Annotated in this window: 13 protein-coding genes; all 13 read left to right on the top strand. The window is 37.0% G+C overall.

Annotated features, from left to right (window positions below; translation table 11 throughout):
- The first annotated feature begins 113 nt into the window (after window positions 1–113).
- Window positions 114–1097 (top strand): pilus assembly protein TadG-related protein, encoded by a 984-nt coding sequence (locus tag LY60_RS12625; RefSeq protein ID WP_145084385.1) that lies wholly within the window; start codon window positions 114–116, stop codon window positions 1095–1097.
- A gap of 183 nt (window positions 1098–1280) precedes the next feature.
- Entirely contained in the window at window positions 1281–1577 is a 297-nt protein-coding gene (locus tag LY60_RS12630; protein ID WP_145084388.1) for a CC/Se motif family (seleno)protein, read from the top strand.
- Between the two features lie 279 nt (window positions 1578–1856).
- Window positions 1857–2261 (top strand): response regulator, encoded by a 405-nt coding sequence (locus LY60_RS12635; RefSeq protein WP_145084391.1) that lies wholly within the window; start codon window positions 1857–1859, stop codon window positions 2259–2261.
- A 417-nt stretch (window positions 2262–2678) separates the two neighbouring features.
- A complete protein-coding gene (gltB, locus tag LY60_RS12640) occupies window positions 2679–7283 on the top strand; it encodes a glutamate synthase large subunit (protein ID WP_145084394.1) in 4605 nt (1534 codons plus the stop codon).
- 11 nt (window positions 7284–7294) lie between these two features.
- A complete protein-coding gene (locus LY60_RS12645; protein ID WP_145084396.1) occupies window positions 7295–8779 on the top strand; it encodes a glutamate synthase subunit beta in 1485 nt (494 codons plus the stop codon).
- A 156-nt stretch (window positions 8780–8935) separates the two neighbouring features.
- Entirely contained in the window at window positions 8936–10144 is a 1209-nt protein-coding gene (locus LY60_RS12650) for an NAD(P)-dependent oxidoreductase (protein WP_145084399.1), read from the top strand.
- Between the two features lie 40 nt (window positions 10145–10184).
- Window positions 10185–11942, top strand: coding sequence for an adenine deaminase (gene ade / locus LY60_RS12655; RefSeq protein WP_145084402.1), 1758 nt, complete (start codon window positions 10185–10187; stop codon window positions 11940–11942).
- A gap of 440 nt (window positions 11943–12382) precedes the next feature.
- On the top strand, window positions 12383–13393 hold the full coding sequence (locus LY60_RS12660) for a sensor histidine kinase (RefSeq protein WP_145084404.1): 1011 nt from the start codon (window positions 12383–12385) through the stop codon (window positions 13391–13393).
- Between the two features lie 85 nt (window positions 13394–13478).
- Window positions 13479–14054: a xanthine phosphoribosyltransferase gene (locus tag LY60_RS12665; protein WP_145084407.1), complete on the top strand. Its 576-nt coding sequence runs from the start codon at window positions 13479–13481 to the stop codon at window positions 14052–14054.
- 6 nt (window positions 14055–14060) lie between these two features.
- On the top strand, window positions 14061–14525 hold the full coding sequence (locus LY60_RS12670; RefSeq protein ID WP_145084410.1) for a methylated-DNA--[protein]-cysteine S-methyltransferase: 465 nt from the start codon (window positions 14061–14063) through the stop codon (window positions 14523–14525).
- A 163-nt stretch (window positions 14526–14688) separates the two neighbouring features.
- Window positions 14689–17127 carry an ABC transporter substrate binding protein gene (locus tag LY60_RS12675; protein ID WP_145084413.1) on the top strand — a complete coding sequence of 813 codons (2439 nt, stop codon included), beginning with the start codon at window positions 14689–14691 and terminating at the stop codon, window positions 17125–17127.
- A gap of 3 nt (window positions 17128–17130) precedes the next feature.
- Entirely contained in the window at window positions 17131–17916 is a 786-nt protein-coding gene (locus tag LY60_RS12680) for a zinc dependent phospholipase C family protein (protein WP_145084416.1), read from the top strand.
- Window positions 17917–18131: 215 nt separating this feature from the next.
- Window positions 18132–19379 carry an MFS transporter gene (locus LY60_RS12685; RefSeq protein WP_145084418.1) on the top strand — a complete coding sequence of 416 codons (1248 nt, stop codon included), beginning with the start codon at window positions 18132–18134 and terminating at the stop codon, window positions 19377–19379.
- Window positions 19380–19455 lie beyond the last annotated feature (76 nt).

Raw genomic sequence — 19455 nt, forward strand, 5'->3', positions numbered from 1 at the left:
GCAGTATTAAATGTTTTGCTGCATCAACTATTGTGTGAAAGGAGGGAATGGAATCGGAGAGAAATATGCTGCAGTAAAAAGTTAATAATTTTGAAGTTTAAGGGGGGCTTTAAATGGAGAAAATAGAGAAATGTTTAAAACATGAAGGCGGACAAGTATTGGTGCTGGCAGCGCTTTTGATGACGGTGCTGATTGGCATTGCCGCCCTGGCAGTGGACATAGGAATGGTTGCTGTAACAAAATCGAAACTGCAAAACGATGCCGATGCTGCAGCATTGGCAGGAGCAATGGAAATATCATCAGGAAAGACAAAGGCTGAGGAAGCTGCAAAATTATATGCCAAAGCCAATGACAGTAAGCTGGAAGATTCAAACATAAAGGCAAAAGCTGATACCGGTGCCCGCACCATAGAAGTTGTTTGTACAAAAAAGGTTTCTTATACATTTGCAAAAGTCTTAGGGTTTAGCAATACAGAAGTGTCTGCAATTGCTGTTGCAGAACTTCCTGCAGTACAGTGGACCGGTGATGCGTTGCCTTTTATAAACATTACATTCGATTACTTAAATACAGATCCTATGGCATGGACAAACGCAGGAAAGGGACTAAAAGGAACAGTGACTGATTTTTACACAAGAAACAGCGGAACAGACAATGCTTATTTTGAATTGGAATATGCAGATGGATTAACCATTAAGGAAGGATTTTCTAATGGAGAGAAGGGGCTGGATGGCAGTAAGTTAAGTGATGGGTTAGATTATGTTTTGACCGATGAAGACAAAAATATCAAAAAAGTATATATTTTCAGTCTGAGTTCAAAAGTCATACAAAGCGGAGAGGTTACTGTAAATAATAGAAAGAAAACCATACCGCTTAATAAATTAAATCAGCTTAAAAATAATGACGTCATAGACCCATATCAGCTTGTTCTTATTGAATGTCTGCTTATTGACTATAAAGATTCCAATAAGCATGATATTGAGCTTAAATATCTGGGAAAAACATATGATTTGGGAAATAACGATCCCAGCAACCCTCTGCCTGATTATCCCACAGATTATGTACGGCCCGGAGGTGGCTCTACAAGACTCATAAAATAAAATCAAGCAAATGAATTTAATTAAAGTACTGTTGAAATTCCTCTGGATTATAATTCAGAGGAATTTTTTGTCACTTGTATAATTTGATTTTAACCCTGTTAATTTCATGTAATAGTTTTGATATTAGAGAAAATTGTGATATAATATATCACATAGAGTATGAAGTTGGCAAAGGAGTATGACATGATTGTAATAACAGAAAAAGCAATAAATTTCCTGAATAAAAAAGGCAGGCGTGAAGTAATAATCGAATATCCGGAATATAGAGCCAGCTGTGAGTGCGCGTTTGTTCAGGTTCCTGAAATTTTCGCCAAAAAGCCGAAGACTGAAGAAAACTACTGCAAGACTGTTGTTGATGGTGTTGAGGTTTTTCTGTCAAAACAGGTTGCTCTCCCTGCAGAAAATGATGTAACAATTGATCTTGATTCATTTTTGGGTATAAAAAGCCTGACAGTATCCGGATTTAAATCTGAAGACTAAATAATACAAAAGCTCCGGCAATGACGGAGCTTTAATGTTATCAGGAGCTAAGGGAGAACTTGCTTTGATGACAATTTTTTTATTTATGTTCCAGAAATCGACAAATTACTCAAACTAAAACTGATAAAATAAAATGAATTATGTTTTAGTAAATGTATAAACAATTCCAGGTGATCAATTAATATCAGATTAGAGAAGCGAAATTGAAGTAGTGAAGATATCATTTTGAAAAACCAATAAATCAACTTGGACTAAAAAAATACATCAAAGGAGATAATTATGGATAATGGATATAATAACAAAACTCTAAAGGTGCTCATCATTGATGATAATAAGGATTTAACAGAAATAATGTGCGACCTGATTGGTTTTTTAGGACATAAAACCATTTGCTCACAGGACGGAAAAGATGGTATTGCAATGGCTAAGGAACACCATCCGGATGTTATCATATGCGATATAGGTCTTCCGGTTATGGATGGATATGAGGTGGCACAGCAATTGAGAAAAGACGATGAGATAAAGGAAACATTTTTAATAGCTTTATCAGGATATGCAGGAGCCGAAGACAGGAAAAGGTCCAGAGAAGCGGGATTTGACAGACATCTGGCAAAACCTGCTGACATATCAGCAATAGAAAGGGTCATTGCAGAAGCGGCTATGAGAATTAAACAAACAGTATAAGCTTATAACAAAACAAGGAATATTTCATTATGAATATCCTTGTTTTTATTTTGCTGTAAATTAGAAAATACATTTATATAAGTATGATAAATCTTTATTTTAAAGATAAAAATTTATAATTAATGAAATTAACAAAAATGCAAAAAATTACTTTTTAAATAATTTATAAGATAGCAATAAAAAATCAGTATAATGAAAAATGATTTTATGCCAATATTGTTACAAATTATTAACAAAAAGCAAAATTACTGCTTTAACATTTAAAAATAATTTAAAATATTTTTAATAAAAATGACATTGATAAAAAATATCAAAAATATATTACATAATATTAAAATAATGCTTGTATGATTATAAAAAATCTAATATAATAGTAAAAAATTTATATTAAAGATTAAAATGACAGGGGAGAGCATTATGAAAAATTATGGAGTACCTAATAAACAAGGTCTTTATGACCCGGCATTTGAACACGATGCATGCGGAATGGGTTTTGTTGTTAATATAAATGGCGAAAAATCTTACGACATCGTAGACGATGCTTTAACAGTTCTTGAAAATATGAGTCACAGAGGAGCAAGCGGTTCGGATGAATCAGGAGACGGCGCAGGTATAACTGTGCAGATACCTCATGATTTTTTCAAACGTGAATGCGAGGTCTTGGACTTTGAGCTTCCTGAAGAAGGAAGTTACGGTGTAGGAATGATATTTGCCCACAAGTATGACAAATTCAGAAATATTCAAATGAAAACATTTACGGATATTGCTGAAGAAGAAGGTCAGCATGTCTTAGGATGGAGGGATGTTCCCGTAGATGGAACTATTATAGGTGAGAAGGCTAAGGCTTCTATGCCTAGAATTATTCAGGTGTTCATCGAGAAAAACAATTCTATTGCAGATTCCATGGCTTTTGAAAGAAAGCTATATGTAATAAGGAAAAGAGCAGAAAAGACAATTGGTCCCATGAGTGAGCAAAACGGAGGAATATTTTATTTTGCAAGCCTTTCATCAAAGACTATTGTATATAAGGGAATGCTTACATCTGAACAACTGAGAAATTTCTATCTTGACTTGTCAGACCTGGAATTTAAATCTTGTCTTGCAATGATACATTCAAGATTCAGCACAAACACATTTCCAAGCTGGGAAAGAGCACACCCTAACAGATATCTTGTTCACAATGGTGAAATAAATACAATCAGAGGAAATGTCAACTGGATGAATGCAAGACAAAAAAGAATGACATCTCCTTATTTTGAAAACATTCACAAGGTTTTTCCTATTATAGATGAAACAGGAAGCGACTCCTCCATGTTTGACAACTGTCTGGAGTTTTTATATCTCACAGGAAGATCACTGCAGGAATCAATCATGATGATGATACCGGAGCCTTGGGAAAAGAACAAGACCATGTCCAAGGAAAAGAGAGAATTTTACAAGTTCAACAACTTCCTCATGGAAGCCTGGGACGGTCCTGCAGCCATGGCTTTCACAGACGGTGACATAATCGGAGGAATTCTTGACAGAAACGGACTCAGGCCTTCAAGATATTATGTAACAAAGGATGACAGGGTTATACTTGCATCTGAAGTTGGAGTTATTGACATAGATAATGACAACGTAAAATCAAAGGGAAGACTTGAACCTGGAAAAATGCTTTTGATTGATACAAGGGCAAAGAGAATTATAACAGACCATGAGCTGAAAAAATATGTTTCTACTCTTCATCCATATGCTGAATGGAACAAGAAACATATTATAAATCTCAGCGACCTGCCGGTTGCATTGGAAAAGGATGTAAAGATGAAAGACCTGCTGCAGCAGCAGAAAGCTTTCGGATACACATATGAAGATATAGCTAAAGGCATACAGCCTACAGCCATAGAAGGCGAAGAACCTGTTGGTTCCATGGGGATTGATTCTCCGCTGGCAGTTTTGTCAGAAAAGCCTCAGATGCTTTACCTGTACTTCAAGCAGCTTTTTGCTCAGGTTACAAATCCTCCTATAGATGCCATAAGGGAAGAAATCATCACATCAACAAGCGTAAGCCTGGGTGACAGCGGAAACCTAATAAATCCTGACGGAGACAATTCTGCAAGCTTGTTTTTGGAAAACCCCATACTTACAAATGAACAGCTTAATACCATAAAGCACCTGAACAACGATCACTTGAGAGTTGCTACGGTTTCCATACTTTACAAGGTATCTGAAGGACCTGCTGCCATGGAAAAAGCACTGGAACGCATTTTTGCAGAATCAGATACGGCTATTACAAGAGGAGCAAACATAATCTTGTTGTCAGACAGAGGCGTTAACAAGGACTTTGCTGCAGTTCCGGCGCTCTTAGCTTCATCCGGACTTCATCAGTACCTTACAAGAATGGAAAAAAGAACAAATATAGGCATAGTTCTTGAATCCGGAGAACCTAGAGAAGTTCATCATTTCTGCACTCTCATAGGCTACGGTGTAACTGCCATAAATCCTTACCTTGCTTTTGAAACAATAAAGGATTTAGCTGACAGTAAATCCCTTAACACAATTACATTTGAAGAAGGAAAGAAAAATTATATCAAGGCAATGGTTAAGGGTATACTCAAGGTTATTTCAAAGATGGGTATTTCAACAATCAGAAGCTACCACGGAGCGCAGATATTTGAAGCAGTTGGAATCAAGAAGGACGTTGTGGACAAGTACTTCACAAAGACACCATCAAGAATAGAAGGATTAGGTCTTGAAGATATAGCTCTTGAAAATCAAATGAGACATGAAAGTGCCTATGATGAAAACTCTCCATACACGGACACTCTTGAAGTCGGAGGATATTTCCAGTGCCTGGACGACGGAGAAGTTCACATGTACAATCCTGAAACCATATACATGCTTCAGAAAGCCTGCAGGGAAGGGAATTACAATCTTTACAAAAAATATTCGGAAAAAATAAATGAAGAAAAAGTTTATACCCTGAGAAACCTCCTTGATTTCAATTACAACCACAAGGAAGCAATACCGGTAGAGGAAGTTGAATCTGTTGAATCCATAGTAAAGAAATTCAAAACAGGTGCAATGTCCTACGGCTCACTGAGCAAGGAAGCCCATGAAACTCTGGCCATAGCAATGAACAGGCTGGGAGGAAAGAGCAACACCGGCGAAGGCGGCGAGGATCCTGAAAGATTTAAAATACTGGAAAACGGTGATTCCAAAAACAGTGCTGTAAAACAGGTAGCATCAGGACGTTTTGGAGTAACAAGCAACTATCTTGTAAATGCAAGAGAAATTCAAATAAAAATGGCTCAGGGTGCAAAACCCGGCGAAGGTGGACAGCTTCCGGGACTCAAGGTTTATCCGGAAATTGCAAAGGTAAGACATTCAACACCGGGTGTTACGCTTATTTCACCTCCTCCTCACCACGATATTTATTCAATTGAAGATATTGGTGAACTCATTCATGACCTTAAAAATGCAAACCGTTATGCAAGAATAAATGTTAAGCTGGTATCGGAATCAGGAGTAGGAACAGTTGCAGCCGGTCTTGCCAAGGGTAAGGCTGATGTAATCCTCATAAGCGGTTATGACGGAGGTACAGGAGCTGCACCAAGAACAAGCATAAGAAATACAGGACTTCCATGGGAGTTAGGTCTTGCTGAAGCTCACCAGACACTTGTTCTTAACAATTTAAGAGACAGGGTTGCTCTTGAAACAGACGGAAAGCTTTTATCAGGAAGAGACATAGCAATTGCAGCAATGCTCGGAGCTGAAGAATTCGGTTTTGCCACAACTCCACTTGTAGTACTGGGCTGCGTTATGATGAGAGTGTGCAACTTAAACACATGTCCAATAGGAATTGCAACTCAGGATGAAAATTTAAGGAAAAACTTCGCCGGAAAACCGGAACACATAGAAAACTTCATGAGGTTCATGGCAAGAGAACTGAGAGAAATAATGGCTCAGCTTGGTTTCAGAACATTGAAGGAAATGGTTGGAAGGACCGATAAGCTTAAACAAAGAGAAAACATAACAAACTGGAAAGCCAAAAAAATAGATATGACACAAATATTGTACCAGCCTTTCTCGGGGGCTGATGTGGGTAGGTACAACATTCAACCGCAAAATCATATGCTTGATAAATCTATGGATATGAAAAAGCTTTTGAAAATGGTTAAACCTGCTCTTGAAAACCAGAAGCCTATCCGGGCCAAACTCAAAATAAGCAACACAGACAGGGTTGTTGGGACAATCATAGGAAGTGAAATATCAAAACAATATGGAGAAGCAGGACTTGCAGACGATACTATACATTTGTCATTTGTTGGAACTGCAGGACAAAGTTTTGGAGCGTTTATTCCAAAAGGAATGACGCTGGAGCTTGAGGGAGATTCAAACGACTATATAGGCAAGGGACTTTCAGGAGGAAAAATAATAGTATATCCTCCAAAGAATTCAGATTTCGTACCTGAAAATAATATTATCATAGGAAATGCTGCATTCTATGGAGCAACTTCAGGGGAAGCTTACATCTGTGGAAAAGCAGGAGAAAGATTCCTCATAAGAAACAGCGGAATGAAGGCTGTTATTGAAGGTGTGGGAGACCATGGCTGCGAATACATGACAGGCGGAAAAGTAATCATACTTGGAAAGACAGGCAGGAATTTTGCAGCAGGTATGTCCGGAGGAACGGTATATGTCCTTGATTTTGAAGAAGATTGCCTCAACAGTTCAATAAGCAATGTTGAAACAATAACAAGCCAGAAGGAAATGGACGAAATAAAAGAAATGATACAAAAGCACGTTGACTACACAGGCAGCACTCAGGGCAAAAGGATTATTCATGACTGGGAAAGTTATTCTCACAGATTCACAAAAATAATTCCTTCTGAATACAAGCATATGATGGAAAGCATAGAAAAAGCATACAGTCTGGGACTCACAGGACATGAAGCTTTAAGCTATGCATACAGAGAAAGGTACTCAACTGCCGAAAACAAAGAAGTAAAAAGTGAAACTGTTGAAAATATTGCTAAATGATAGGAGATACTATGGGAAAATCTACGGGTTTTTTAGAATATAAAAGAGTTGAACATAAAAAGCGAAATCCAAAAGAAAGAATAAAGGACTGGAATGAAATAAAGCTTCCTATGGAAGCAGAAGAACTTCAAATGCAGGGAGCAAGATGCATGAACTGCGGAACTCCCTTCTGCCAGGGAGGCATCATATTAAACGGCATGGTGGCAGGATGCCCCATGCACAACCTAGTACCTGAATGGAATGACCTTGTTTACAAGGGACAGTGGGAGCTTGCATACAAAAGGCTTGTAAGGACAAATCCATTTCCGGAATTCACAGGGAGGGTTTGCCCCTCCCCTTGTGAGGGTTCCTGTACCGAAGGCCACATTGGAGATCCTGTTGCAATTCATGACATTGAATTTGAAATTATTGAAAAGGCATACAAAGAAGGCTGGGTAAAACCAAGAAAGACAAAGGAAACGGGAAAGAAGGTTGTTGTTGTTGGCTCAGGGCCGTCAGGTCTGTCTGCAGCATATTATTTAAATGCCGTTGGCCACGATGTAACCGTGTATGAAAGAGAAGATAAGCCTGGCGGACTTTTGATGTACGGAATTCCTAACATGAAGCTTGATAAGAAAGTTGTGGATAGGCGAATAGAGCTCATGAAAAAATCAGGCATAAAGTTTGTTTTCAATGTTGAAGTTGGTACAGACATTACAACAAATGAACTGTTGGACAGAAACGATGCAGTTGTTTTGTGCGGAGGAGCCAAGAAAGCAAGAGGACTTGAAGTTGAAGGCAAAGATTTAAAGGGCGTTTGCGGGGCCATAGAATTTCTTACTAACAGCACAAAGAATGTTTTGAAGATAAACAAAGAACACAACGAAGTTTTAAGTGCCAAAGGAAAAAATGTCATTGTCGTGGGAGGAGGCGACACAGGAACAGACTGTGTAGGCTCATCAATCAGGCAAGGCTGCAGCAGCGTGTTCCAGTTTGAAATAATGCCTGAACCACCAAAGGAAAGGGATGACAATACAAATCCATGGCCGGAATGGCCTAAAAAGCTTAAGGTTGATTACGGTCAGGAAGAAGCCATAAGTCTTTACAAAAAAGATCCGAGAAACTACAACATTTCTACAAAAAAAATCGTAGGAAATGAAAAAGGCGAAGTAAAGGAAATCCATACAGTGGAGGTAATCTGGACAAAGGATGAGACAGGAAGAGTCATTCCAAAGGAAATTCCGGGTTCAGAAAAAGTGTGGAAGGCAGACATTGTGATAATAGCCATGGGCTTTTTAGGACCGGAAGACACTGTAATAGATGAGCTAAAGCTTGAAAGAGACAACAGAAGCAATGTTAAGGCTGAATACGGAATTTTTAAAACAAATGTGGAAAAACTGTTTGCAGCAGGAGATATGAGAAGAGGACAAAGCCTTGTTGTATGGGCTATTCAGGAAGGAAAACTTGCTGCAAGAGAAATTGATAAATATTTAATGGGAAAAAGTGTAATAAAGTAGTAAGTATTGTTATGTGATGAGTGTAGAAAAATAAAACAATGGGTGGATAAATTTCCCCATTGTTTTGTTTTTAACCATGTTTTTGTTTGACTTCAACGAAAACATGGTATATAGTAAACAAAATTATTTCATTACAGATTGTTGACGGAGGAATTTATGATAAACAATATTTGGGAAGAAAACAAGAGATGTTTGCAGTGCAAAAATCCTGCTTGCAAAAAAGGATGCCCTGTTTCAACTCCTATGAATGAAGTCATAGGTCTTTTAAAAGAAAACAAAATAAAGGAAGCAGGCAAGCTTTTGTTTGAAAACAATCCTTTGTCTGTTATAACAGGACTCATATGTCCCCACGAGGAATTCTGCATGGGACACTGTGTTTTGAATTTTAAGGGAAGCCCCATACAAACAGGCTCAATTGAACATTATACATCGGATTATTATTTGAATTCAGTGGATTTTAAACCGGAAATAAACCCTGAAAAAAAGGTTGGCATAATAGGTTCAGGTCCTGCGGGCCTTACCATGGCTATTCTTCTTGCCAGAAAAGGATATGACATAACAATATTTGAATCCCACGAGCAAATTGGAGGTGTCTTAAGATACGGCATACCTGAATTCCGCCTTCCAAAATCAATTTTGGACAAATATCATGACATACTCATAAAAATGGGAGTAAAAATAAGGCCCAACACTTTGGTGGGAACCGTAATAACGCTTGATGACATGTTCAGGGACGGCTACAAGGCAGTATTTGTTTCAACAGGAACATGGAAGCCCAGAAAACTCAATATTCCAGGTGAAAGCCTGGGTCATGTGTACTATGCCATTGATTACCTTAGAAGCCCAAGCACCCACTATCTTGGAAAAAAAGTGTGTGTGATCGGAGGGGGCAATGTTGCTCTGGACTGCGCAAGAACAGCCATAAGAAAAGGCGCCAAGGAAGTAACTGTATATTACAGAAAAGGAGAAGCCGACATGCCTTCAAGCAAGGTTGAAATTAATTATGCAAGACTTGACGGCGTTAACTTTGAATTTTACCGCTCTCCTTTGGAGATCAATGACAAATCAATCAAGTTTCAAAAAACTGACAACAATGATGAGGAAATAAGCTATGATGCAGATTCTGTTATTATTTCCATAAGCCAGGGACCAAGATCTTTGATTGCTGATTCAACCAGAGGTCTTAAACTTGACAGACTGGGGCTTGTTGTAATAGATGAAACGGGAAGAACTACTAAGGAAGGTGTCTTTGCCTCCGGAGACGTGGTTACAGGAGCAAAGACTGTTGTGGAGGCAGTTGCATCAACTAAAGTAGCTGCAAAATGTCTCGATGAGTATGTAACACAAAAGTACAATTTGAAATAATATAAGAAAAATGCCGTTTGATAAAGCATAGGAGGTGTCTATGGAAAAAATCATAAGAGCTGCCAGAGGTCTTGAAAAAGCAGATTTAGTTCTTAAAAACGGAGAAATAGTTAATGTGTTTACTATGAAATTGGAAAAGGCTGATGTTGCCATATGTGAAGGGAAAATTTGCGGAATCGGAACGTATGAAGGTTTTGAAGAAGTGGATATTAGCGGAAAAATTGTAGCTCCCGGATTCATGGACGGCCACATTCACATAGAAAGCTCCCTTATGCTGCCGGCAGAATTTTCAAGGGCTGTTACAGTTCATGGCACTACAGCAGTCATGACTGACCCTCATGAAATTGCAAATGTGTGCGGAACTTCAGGCATTGATTTCATGATGGAAGAATCTCTGGGACTTCCCCTTGATATATATTTTCTCATTCCATCATGCGTTCCGTCTTCTTCTTTTGACGAAGGGGGAGCTGTTCTTGAAGCTTCTGATTTAAGTCCATATTATTCATATGAAAATGTGCTTGGACTTGCTGAACTAATGAATTACCCAGGAACAATTTCAGCTGACGAAAAAATAATTGCTAAAATTAATGATGCATATAGTAAAACAATAGACGGCCATGCTCCTGGACTTAGCGGTAAAAATCTTTGCGCATACATTGCAGCAGGAGTCATGTCAGATCATGAATGCACAAGTATGGATGAAGCATTGGAGCGCATCAAGCTAGGTATGACAGTGATGATCAGGGAAGGAACAGCTGCTAAAAATTTAAGTTCTCTTATTAAGCTGTTTGAAAAACCTTACTGCGATTGCTGCATACTGGCAACAGATGACAAACATCCCGAAAGTCTCATAAACGAAGGTCACATTGATCACATAATAAGAAAAGCTGTAAGTCTTGGAGCAGATCCGATTATTGCTGTTAAAATGGCCACATACAACACTGCTAAGTATTTCGGACTAAAAAGAAAGGGAGCAGTCGCACCGGGATATGATGCCGATTTGGTTGTTTTGTCCGATTTAAGCAATGTTATTGTAGATATGGTGTATAAAAACGGAAATTTGATTGCTGAAAAAGGAAAAGAAGTTGTAAGTGCAAATGATAAATACAACCGGCATTTTGAGGACGATAAAATAGCTTTAGATCAAAAATATCAAAAATATTATAAAATTTTTAATTCATTCAACATGAGGATGTTACAGGAAGAAGACTTTTTTATTAAGTCACCGGATGTCAACGCAAGTAAAATCAGAACTATTTCTCTGGTGCCTGGTGAAATAGCCACAAAAATAGAAATGATGGAATATGATTGGGAATATAATGGCATTTCAGTTGAAAGGGATGTGCTGAAACTGGCAGTAATTGAAAGACATAAAAATACCGGGCACATTGGTCTTGGATATATACACGGTTACGGACTTAAAAGAGGAGCCATAGCATCTTCTGTATCTCATGATGCACACAATTTGATTGTAGTAGGTACCAATGAACACGATATGTGTGCTGCAGCAAATATGGTCAGAAATATGCAGGGAGGTTTTGCTGTTGTAGACGGAAACTTTTCAGAAATTCTTTCGCTGCCTGCTGCCGGTATCATGAGCAGATTAAGTGCTGGAGAACTTTCAGAACACATGACTAAAATAAGGCGTGCTGCCTTGAAATCTGGATCAGCAGAAGGAATAGATCCTTTCATGACTTTAGCTTTTGTCAGTCTACCTGTAATACCTGAAGTAAGGCTTACAAGTTTAGGACTGGTTCATGTTGACAGCCAGTCGCTGATTTCGCCTTTTGAACAGTAAATAAAAATATCAATAGTAGGGAGGACTGCTGTCGAGGCCACTGAAGAACTATACATTTATTCACTGCCATTCTGAGGCATAGCCGAAGAATCTCATATTTTCAACAAATATGAGATCCTTCACTATCGTTCAGGATGACAGGAAGGACTTTTTCAGTGACGTCCTGCTGTCCTCCCAAGATAACAAAATTGCTGAATTAATAATGCGGGCTGTCAGCAAAGCCACTAGTATAAATAATCTGGTTTTGTCAATATTCTGAATGGTAATGTCCATTCTTATTTTTTTATTTTTAGCAATATTTCGACACTATGCAACCTTTTTCAGCGAAAAGTGACACAAGTTATAGATATTTAATGAATAATTTTAAATTTTTTTGTTTTAACACTTCAATAAATGGTATATAAGAAACAATCAAAAGATTAAATGAAGGGGGATGCAATATGGGGAATAATAAAAAAGGTGTTATCATACCATTTACTGGAAAATCAAACAACGAATCTATTAACACCAGTATGACCGTAGCTTCGGGACAAGGATCATTCGAAGAAAGTGCCGCCCGCGATAAATTAAATGTTGAACGTGATTTGTACAATGAAGAAAAAATCATGTACAGTGGATTTTCAGCAAAAGGATTTGATGACAGCAAAAATATGTTTTTAAATATTTACAGTGAGCTAAAAGTCCCTATGGACATTATATATGGGGCTTCGCAGCTGCTTGAACAGCATCTGAAAAACAATTATGAAAATTCTTACGATGATAAAACAACAAAAAGTATGAATTCCATAAAGCAAAATTTTTTCAGACTCACAAAAATGATTAATAATTTGTTGGATTTATCAATAATATCTGCAGGACAGTACGATTTGAACTGCTGCAACGCAAATATTGTTTCAATAACTGAAAATGTTGTTGTAAATGTGGTAAAAGCTGTTGAAGCAATCAGGGACAAACAGCTTGAAATATTATTTGATACAGATTCAGAAGAAAAAATGATATTGTTTGATCCTAAAAAAATGGAAAGAGTTATTCTGAACATTCTTTCAAATGCCGTGAGGAGCTCAACTACCGGAGGGAAAATTTTTGTGAATTTTAGGACTGCTGAGTCAAGTGTTGAAATATCAGTTGATTATGAAGAGATGAAAACCGACAGCATTAACCATAAAAACGTAATGGATATTTTGGGAATGAAAAACCAGCAGTTTGGGGACTACAATAAAGAAGAGTCAATAGAACTGATTTTGTCCAGATCCATAACTAATTTACACGGAGGAAATCTATTGGTTGAACATTCACAAGGAGACAGAATCAAATTTGTGCTTTCTCTGCCCTGCAAGAAAAATGACTCTATTTACTACCTTTACAGCAAGGAATGTCCTATTGCTGCTGACAACCTTCTTACAATGATAAATATTGAATTTTCTGATTTGATTAATTCAGGATGGAATTAATATGTTAGTCTATCGAATTTACACGTTGATTTTTGTCGCTTTATAGTATATTATATATAAAAATATAATATGGATAGGAATTGACATGGATAAGCTAAAGCAAATGATAATTGAAAAAGGAGAGATTAGGGAAGGAAATATTTTAAAGGTTGACAGTTTTCTAAACCATCAGCTTGATGCTGATTTTCTATATGAAATGGGAGAAGAGCTCCACAGACTTTTTAAGGATCAGGGGATTACAAAAATTCTTACCATCGAAGTGAGCGGCATAGCAATTGCCATTATGGCTGCGCTTGTTTTTAAAGTGCCTGTAGTTTTTGCAAAAAAAACTGAAAGCTTGAATCTTGATAAGGATGTCTATGTTGGACAGGTGCATTCATACACTAAAAACAAAGATTACAAAATAATGATAAGCAAAAAATATTTAAATGAAAATGATAAACTTCTTATAATAGATGATTTCCTGGCTGAAGGTAGTGCAATGAGAGGTCTGTTAGATATGGCAGGTCAATGTAATGCTGAAGTTAAGGGAATTGGTATCGCCATAGAAAAAGGCTTTCAAAAAGGCGGAGAGATTTTAAGGAGTGAGGGCTATAATTTAAAAAGTCTTGCAATTATAGATGACATGAAGGATGGCAAAATAACTTTCAGGGATGAGTAGGTAAACATGAAAAATGTATTTGTTTTCCAAACTAAAATAGGTCTTGTGGCCATTGAAGACAACGGAACGGAAATAACTGATGTAAATGTAATCTCGGAAAACCATAGTATTGAAGTGAATGAAACAAGTCTTTTGAAAAATGCAGCGCTTCAGTTAAATGAATATCTTGAAGGAAAAAGAAATTCTTTTGATTTGCCGCTGAACCCCAATGGAACAGAATTCCAAAAGAAAGTATGGGCAGCTCTTTGTGACATTCCTTACGGAGAGACCAGATCTTACAAGCAAATTGCTGAATATATTGGTAATCCAAAGGCATGCAGGGCTGTGGGCATGGCAAACAATAAAAACCCAATCATGATCTTCATACCATGCCATAGGGTGGTTGGTTCCGACGGAAGCTTAACGGGATATGCCGGCGGACTGGACATGAAGGAAAAACTTCTGTCGCTGGAAAAAGGAAAAGCTATTTAAAAAACAAATAATTGCGAATGATGTAAAACCCGGAAAAATTCCGGGTTTTCTGTTACTAGACACTCCTGTGTCGCGCAATTTTTAACTAAATAATTATTGCTTTTAATATGTTGATAATATATAGTAAATTATAAAAATGCATAATTAAACTAGTGAGGTTCCGGTGAAAAATAATATTATGTTAAGAGGCATGTGGGGGAAAGTTCTTTTATTAATAATTATGTTTTTTTCTCTAAATATTAGTGATGCTCTTGCAGAAAATGAAGTCAGGAATGTATTGTTTATAAGTTCTTACAATGAAAATTTTATTACGGTGCCCTATCAGATAGAAGGCATTAAATCAGTCCTGCTTAAAAATAATGTCCAGCTTGATGTTGAGTACATGGATAGTAAACGCTTCTACGACGAAGAGAGCAGGAGGATTTTTCATGACTTGCTAAAATACAAAATGAGTAAGCTTGCTGCTTATGACGCAATTATTGTAGGAGATGACAATGCTTTACAGTTTGCTATGGATTTTCAGGAGGATTTGTTCAATGGAATTCCTGTAGTATTCCTGGGCATCAATGATTTTAAAAGAGCTGGACTTGCCAATAAAAATAAATATATGACAGGAATCATCGAAGAGACATCATTGAAGGAAAATATTGAAATTGCATATAAATTCAACTCTAAAGCAACAAGGGCGGTTGCAATAGTGGACAATACATTAACAGGAATCGGAGATATGGAACAGTTTTATTCCATAAAAGACGAGTTTAAAGAATTGTCATTTGAGCACATAAATACTTCTGAATATACATTCGAGGAACTGGAAAGTGTGCTGGAGAATGTTGGAGATGACACAATTTTATTGTATTTAAGCATGTTTAAGGACAAAACAGGTAAGAATATAACAATTGATGAGGCTGTTGAAATTTTAAAAAAACATACAAAAGTTCCGGTTTACCGTGCTTCAATAGGAGGAGTCGGCAATGGATTATTGGGCGGCAAGATGGTTTCTTATTTTGATTCCGGCGAAATAGCAGCTCAGATGGTTATGAAAATATTAAACGGGTCTTCTGTAGAATCAGTTGAAATGGTCACTGACAGCCCGAACAGGTACATTTTTGATTACAATATAATAAAAAAGTACAACATAGATGAAAAATTAATACCTGAAGAATCGGTGCTTATTAACAATAAAGTTGATATTTTTGAACAATACAGGGAGTATATAATCATTACATTGCTTATTATTTTTTTTCTGGTTGTTTTGTTGATGGTTTTGGCATATGATGCAATAAAGCAAAGAAAAATTGAAAAGGAACTTATGGAAAGCCATGAGAAACTTGACAAAATTGCTCACTTTGATTTCTTGACAAACCTTCCAAACAGGATTAAATTTAAGGAGTGCCTGAAAGAAGAAATAGATAAAGGCATTTCCGGTGCTGTAATCATGATCGGGTTGGATAATTTTAAAAAAATAAACAATACCCTGGGACATGAATACGGAAATATGATTTTGAAGAAAATAACGGACAGGTTGTCAAAGATAGCCGATGAAAAACATTTTGTTGCCCGTCACGGAGGCGATGAGTTTTTAATACTCGTGCGAAGTGAAAGCAAGCAAGAACTGTTCAGATGCATCAACTTGTTAAAAAATTTGTTTCACGAAGGCTTTGTAGTTGATAACAGGGAAAACCATATGAAGGCAAGCATAGGAGTTGCGTTGTTTCCGGATGATGGTACAGAAGCAGAAAAAATAATTGCAAATGCAGATACTGCAATGTACAAGGCTAAGCGGTCAGGAAAAAGCAACTGTTTGTTTTATACAATTCAGATGAAGGAAGAACTGTTAGCAAGAAACAACATAGAAACTGTATTGAGAGAAGCCTTGAAAAATGATGGCTTTAAACTTGTGTATCAGCCATACATGAGCTCCCAGACAGGGGAAGCAGCAGGCTATGAAGCACTTATAAGGCTCAAGAACCATAACATTCCGCCCAGTGTTTTCATACCCGTGGCTGAAGAGTGTGGTTTAATTATCAACATAGGAAGATATGTTACTTATGAAGCAGTGAGCCAGCTTAGAAAATGGAAGCAACAGGGCTATGAGCCAAAACCCATTTCCTTGAATTTTTCATGCAAGCAGCTTAAGGACACTCAATATGTGGAATGTCTGAAAAAGATACTTAAGGACAATGAAATTGAGCCTGAATATATAGAAATAGAAATAACAGAAAGCATTTTGCTTGAAAAAGCTGAAAGTACCATGGATTTTTTGTACAATTTAAAAAATATGGGAATAAAAATAGCGCTGGATGATTTCGGCACAGGTTTTTCATCTTTGAATTATCTAACATACATACCAATGAACAAGGTTAAGCTGGATAAGTCATTGATTGATAAGTTCTTTGAACTGAATAACCTAAGTGCGGTGGAAAATATTATTTCTCTTGCTCACAGTCTTAATTTTCAGATAACAGCAGAAGGAATAGAAGAACTCAAGCAGTATGAAAGCCTCAGAAACATAGATTGTGATTATTTCCAGGGATATTATTTCAGCAAACCATTGGAAGTAATTGAAATAGAAAAAATATATTTTAATAAGCAGGAGTGAAAAATGCCTACTACGTATGCTCATTATAAATTTGGCATGGAAGTGCTTAAAAAATTGAACGGTAACATCAGAGAAGTTATTAATGATAACATAGAGCTTTACCACATAGGACTCCATGGACCTGATATATTGTTTTATTTTAAGCCTCTGAAGTCCAATGACATAAGTGCCATGGGACATGCAATTCACAAAGAACAGGCTAAAGGTTTTTTTGAAAAAGCCAGGAACACAATAAACTTGAGCAACTATTATGACGCTTCTCTTTCATATACAGCAGGTTTCATATGCCACTTCATGCTTGATAGCCAGTGCCATCCGTATATCAGGCAAAATGAAAATAAGTTTTCACACAGCGAAATAGAGGTTGAACTTGACAGGTCACTTATGATTGAAAGCAATTTAGAACCTTTATCCTTCAAGCCAACAGCCCACATTAACCCCAGCTGTCAAAACTCCATGATTATTTCTTCGTTTTTTACGGGTGTTACAGCAGAAAAAGTTGAAAAAGCATTGAAATCCATGAAGTTTTATTTGAATCTTCTTGTTGCACCGGGAAAAATAAAGCGGTCTTTGATTTCAGGAGCGCTGAAGGCTACAGGAAATTACGACAGCATGATAGACCTTATGATGAAGTATGAACGAGATGATAACATTAATGAAATCAATGAAAATCTGCTGTACTTGCTCAGTGAAGCGATAGAACCAACAGCAAGATTGATTGAAGAATATTGTTCTAATATAAAAAACAGCGATGATATTAATCAGCGCTTTAACAGAAACTTTGATTAAAAAACAAGACCCTCGGGGGTCTTGTTTTTTTAGGGGACATAAATTGTAAAAGATTAACAATCTAGATCAAATCAATCTTACAAAAAAGTTGTGAAGATTTTATGAAGATTGTAAATTTTATTGTAGATACTATGGGTGACTTTTATATTTCTTGTAATTATGGCGGAATTAATATAAAATTATATATAATTAAATACCGATTTTAAGAGGTGGTTATGATAAAATCTAGAAGCAATTTGTCAAGTCTTGAAAAGTATTGGATTTTGTACGACGTTGGAAATTCCGCTTTCATAATGCTTGTATCAACAATTATACCCATTTATTTTAAAAATATTGCTGCAGCAAATGGTGTATCCCAGGCAAACTCAACAGCATACTGGGGATATGCAATTTCAATTTCTACTTTGATTGTGGCAATTTTAGCGCCTACTCTTGGTACTCTGGCTGATACAAAGGGATACAAGAAACCATTGTTCACATTGTTCCTCATGATGGGAGTGCTAGGGTGTGCAGCCCTTTCCGTCCCTATGATGTGGATTATATTTCTTGTTGTTTTCATAATTGCCAAAGTCGGTGTGTCTGCAAGTTTAGTTTTTTATGATGCCATGCTTCCTGATGTTACAACTGATGAAAGAATGGATGTGCTGTCCTCTCTTGGTTATGCCTGGGGCTATATTGGTTCATGTATTCCGTTTGTAATAAGCCTCGTGCTCATATTGTCAGCCGAAAAGTTCAATATAACTTCGGCAGAAGCAACGGGAATTGCTTTTCTGATAAACGCAGTATGGTGGTTTTTAGTGACAGTTCCTCTTCTTAAAAACTACAAGCAAGTTCATTATGTAGAAGTCGAAAAGCACGCATTTGCCAATGCCTTCAAAAGACTAGGAAATACATTTAAGGATATAAAGCATCAAAAAGAAATCTTCACGTTTCTTCTGGCATTCTTTTTCTATATTGACGGAGTGTATACCATAATTGAAATGGCAACATCATACGGAAAGGATGTTGGCATAAGCGACAACAATCTTTTGCTTGCACTGCTCTTAACACAGGTGGTTGCTTTTCCCTTTGCTATATTGTTCGGTAAGCTTTCAAAGAAGTACAAGACAAAAGATTTAATAGGATTTTGCATTGGAGGATATTTTTTCATAGCCTTGTTTGCTCTGCAGCTGGACAAAGCCTGGGAATTCTGGTTCCTAGCTGTATGTGTGGCTATGTTTCAGGGAGCAATTCAAGCACTGTCACGTTCATATTATGCAAAAATAATTCCAAAGGAAAAATCCAGCGAATATTTCGGATTTTTTGACATTTTTGGAAAAGGAGCATCATTTACAGGTACAATGCTAATGGGAATTACAACACAAATAAGCGGCAGCTCCAAAACAGGAGTTGCGTTTATAAGCCTCATGTTTGTGGTGGGATATCTCATATTTAAAAAAGCAGCGGGAATGCAGAAATCTTAATCCGAAGATAACAAAATTATTGTCTTAATAACACGGGCGGACACGAGGTCCGCCCCTACGTGTTGAGTATTGAAGT

The sequence above is a fragment of the Sedimentibacter saalensis genome, assembly GCF_007830175.1.
Lineage (GTDB): Bacteria > Bacillota > Clostridia > Tissierellales > Sedimentibacteraceae > Sedimentibacter > Sedimentibacter saalensis.

Coding starts and splice junctions, on each gene's coding strand:
- LY60_RS12625 (WP_145084385.1), top strand. CDS start 114: ATGGAGAAAATAGAGAAATGTTTAAAACATGAAGGCGGACAAGTATTG.
- LY60_RS12630 (WP_145084388.1), top strand. CDS start 1,281: ATGATTGTAATAACAGAAAAAGCAATAAATTTCCTGAATAAAAAAGGC.
- LY60_RS12635 (WP_145084391.1), top strand. CDS start 1,857: ATGGATAATGGATATAATAACAAAACTCTAAAGGTGCTCATCATTGAT.
- gltB (WP_145084394.1), top strand. CDS start 2,679: ATGAAAAATTATGGAGTACCTAATAAACAAGGTCTTTATGACCCGGCA.
- LY60_RS12645 (WP_145084396.1), top strand. CDS start 7,295: ATGGGAAAATCTACGGGTTTTTTAGAATATAAAAGAGTTGAACATAAA.
- LY60_RS12650 (WP_145084399.1), top strand. CDS start 8,936: ATGATAAACAATATTTGGGAAGAAAACAAGAGATGTTTGCAGTGCAAA.
- ade (WP_145084402.1), top strand. CDS start 10,185: ATGGAAAAAATCATAAGAGCTGCCAGAGGTCTTGAAAAAGCAGATTTA.
- LY60_RS12660 (WP_145084404.1), top strand. CDS start 12,383: ATGGGGAATAATAAAAAAGGTGTTATCATACCATTTACTGGAAAATCA.
- LY60_RS12665 (WP_145084407.1), top strand. CDS start 13,479: ATGGATAAGCTAAAGCAAATGATAATTGAAAAAGGAGAGATTAGGGAA.
- LY60_RS12670 (WP_145084410.1), top strand. CDS start 14,061: ATGAAAAATGTATTTGTTTTCCAAACTAAAATAGGTCTTGTGGCCATT.
- LY60_RS12680 (WP_145084416.1), top strand. CDS start 17,131: ATGCCTACTACGTATGCTCATTATAAATTTGGCATGGAAGTGCTTAAA.
- LY60_RS12685 (WP_145084418.1), top strand. CDS start 18,132: ATGATAAAATCTAGAAGCAATTTGTCAAGTCTTGAAAAGTATTGGATT.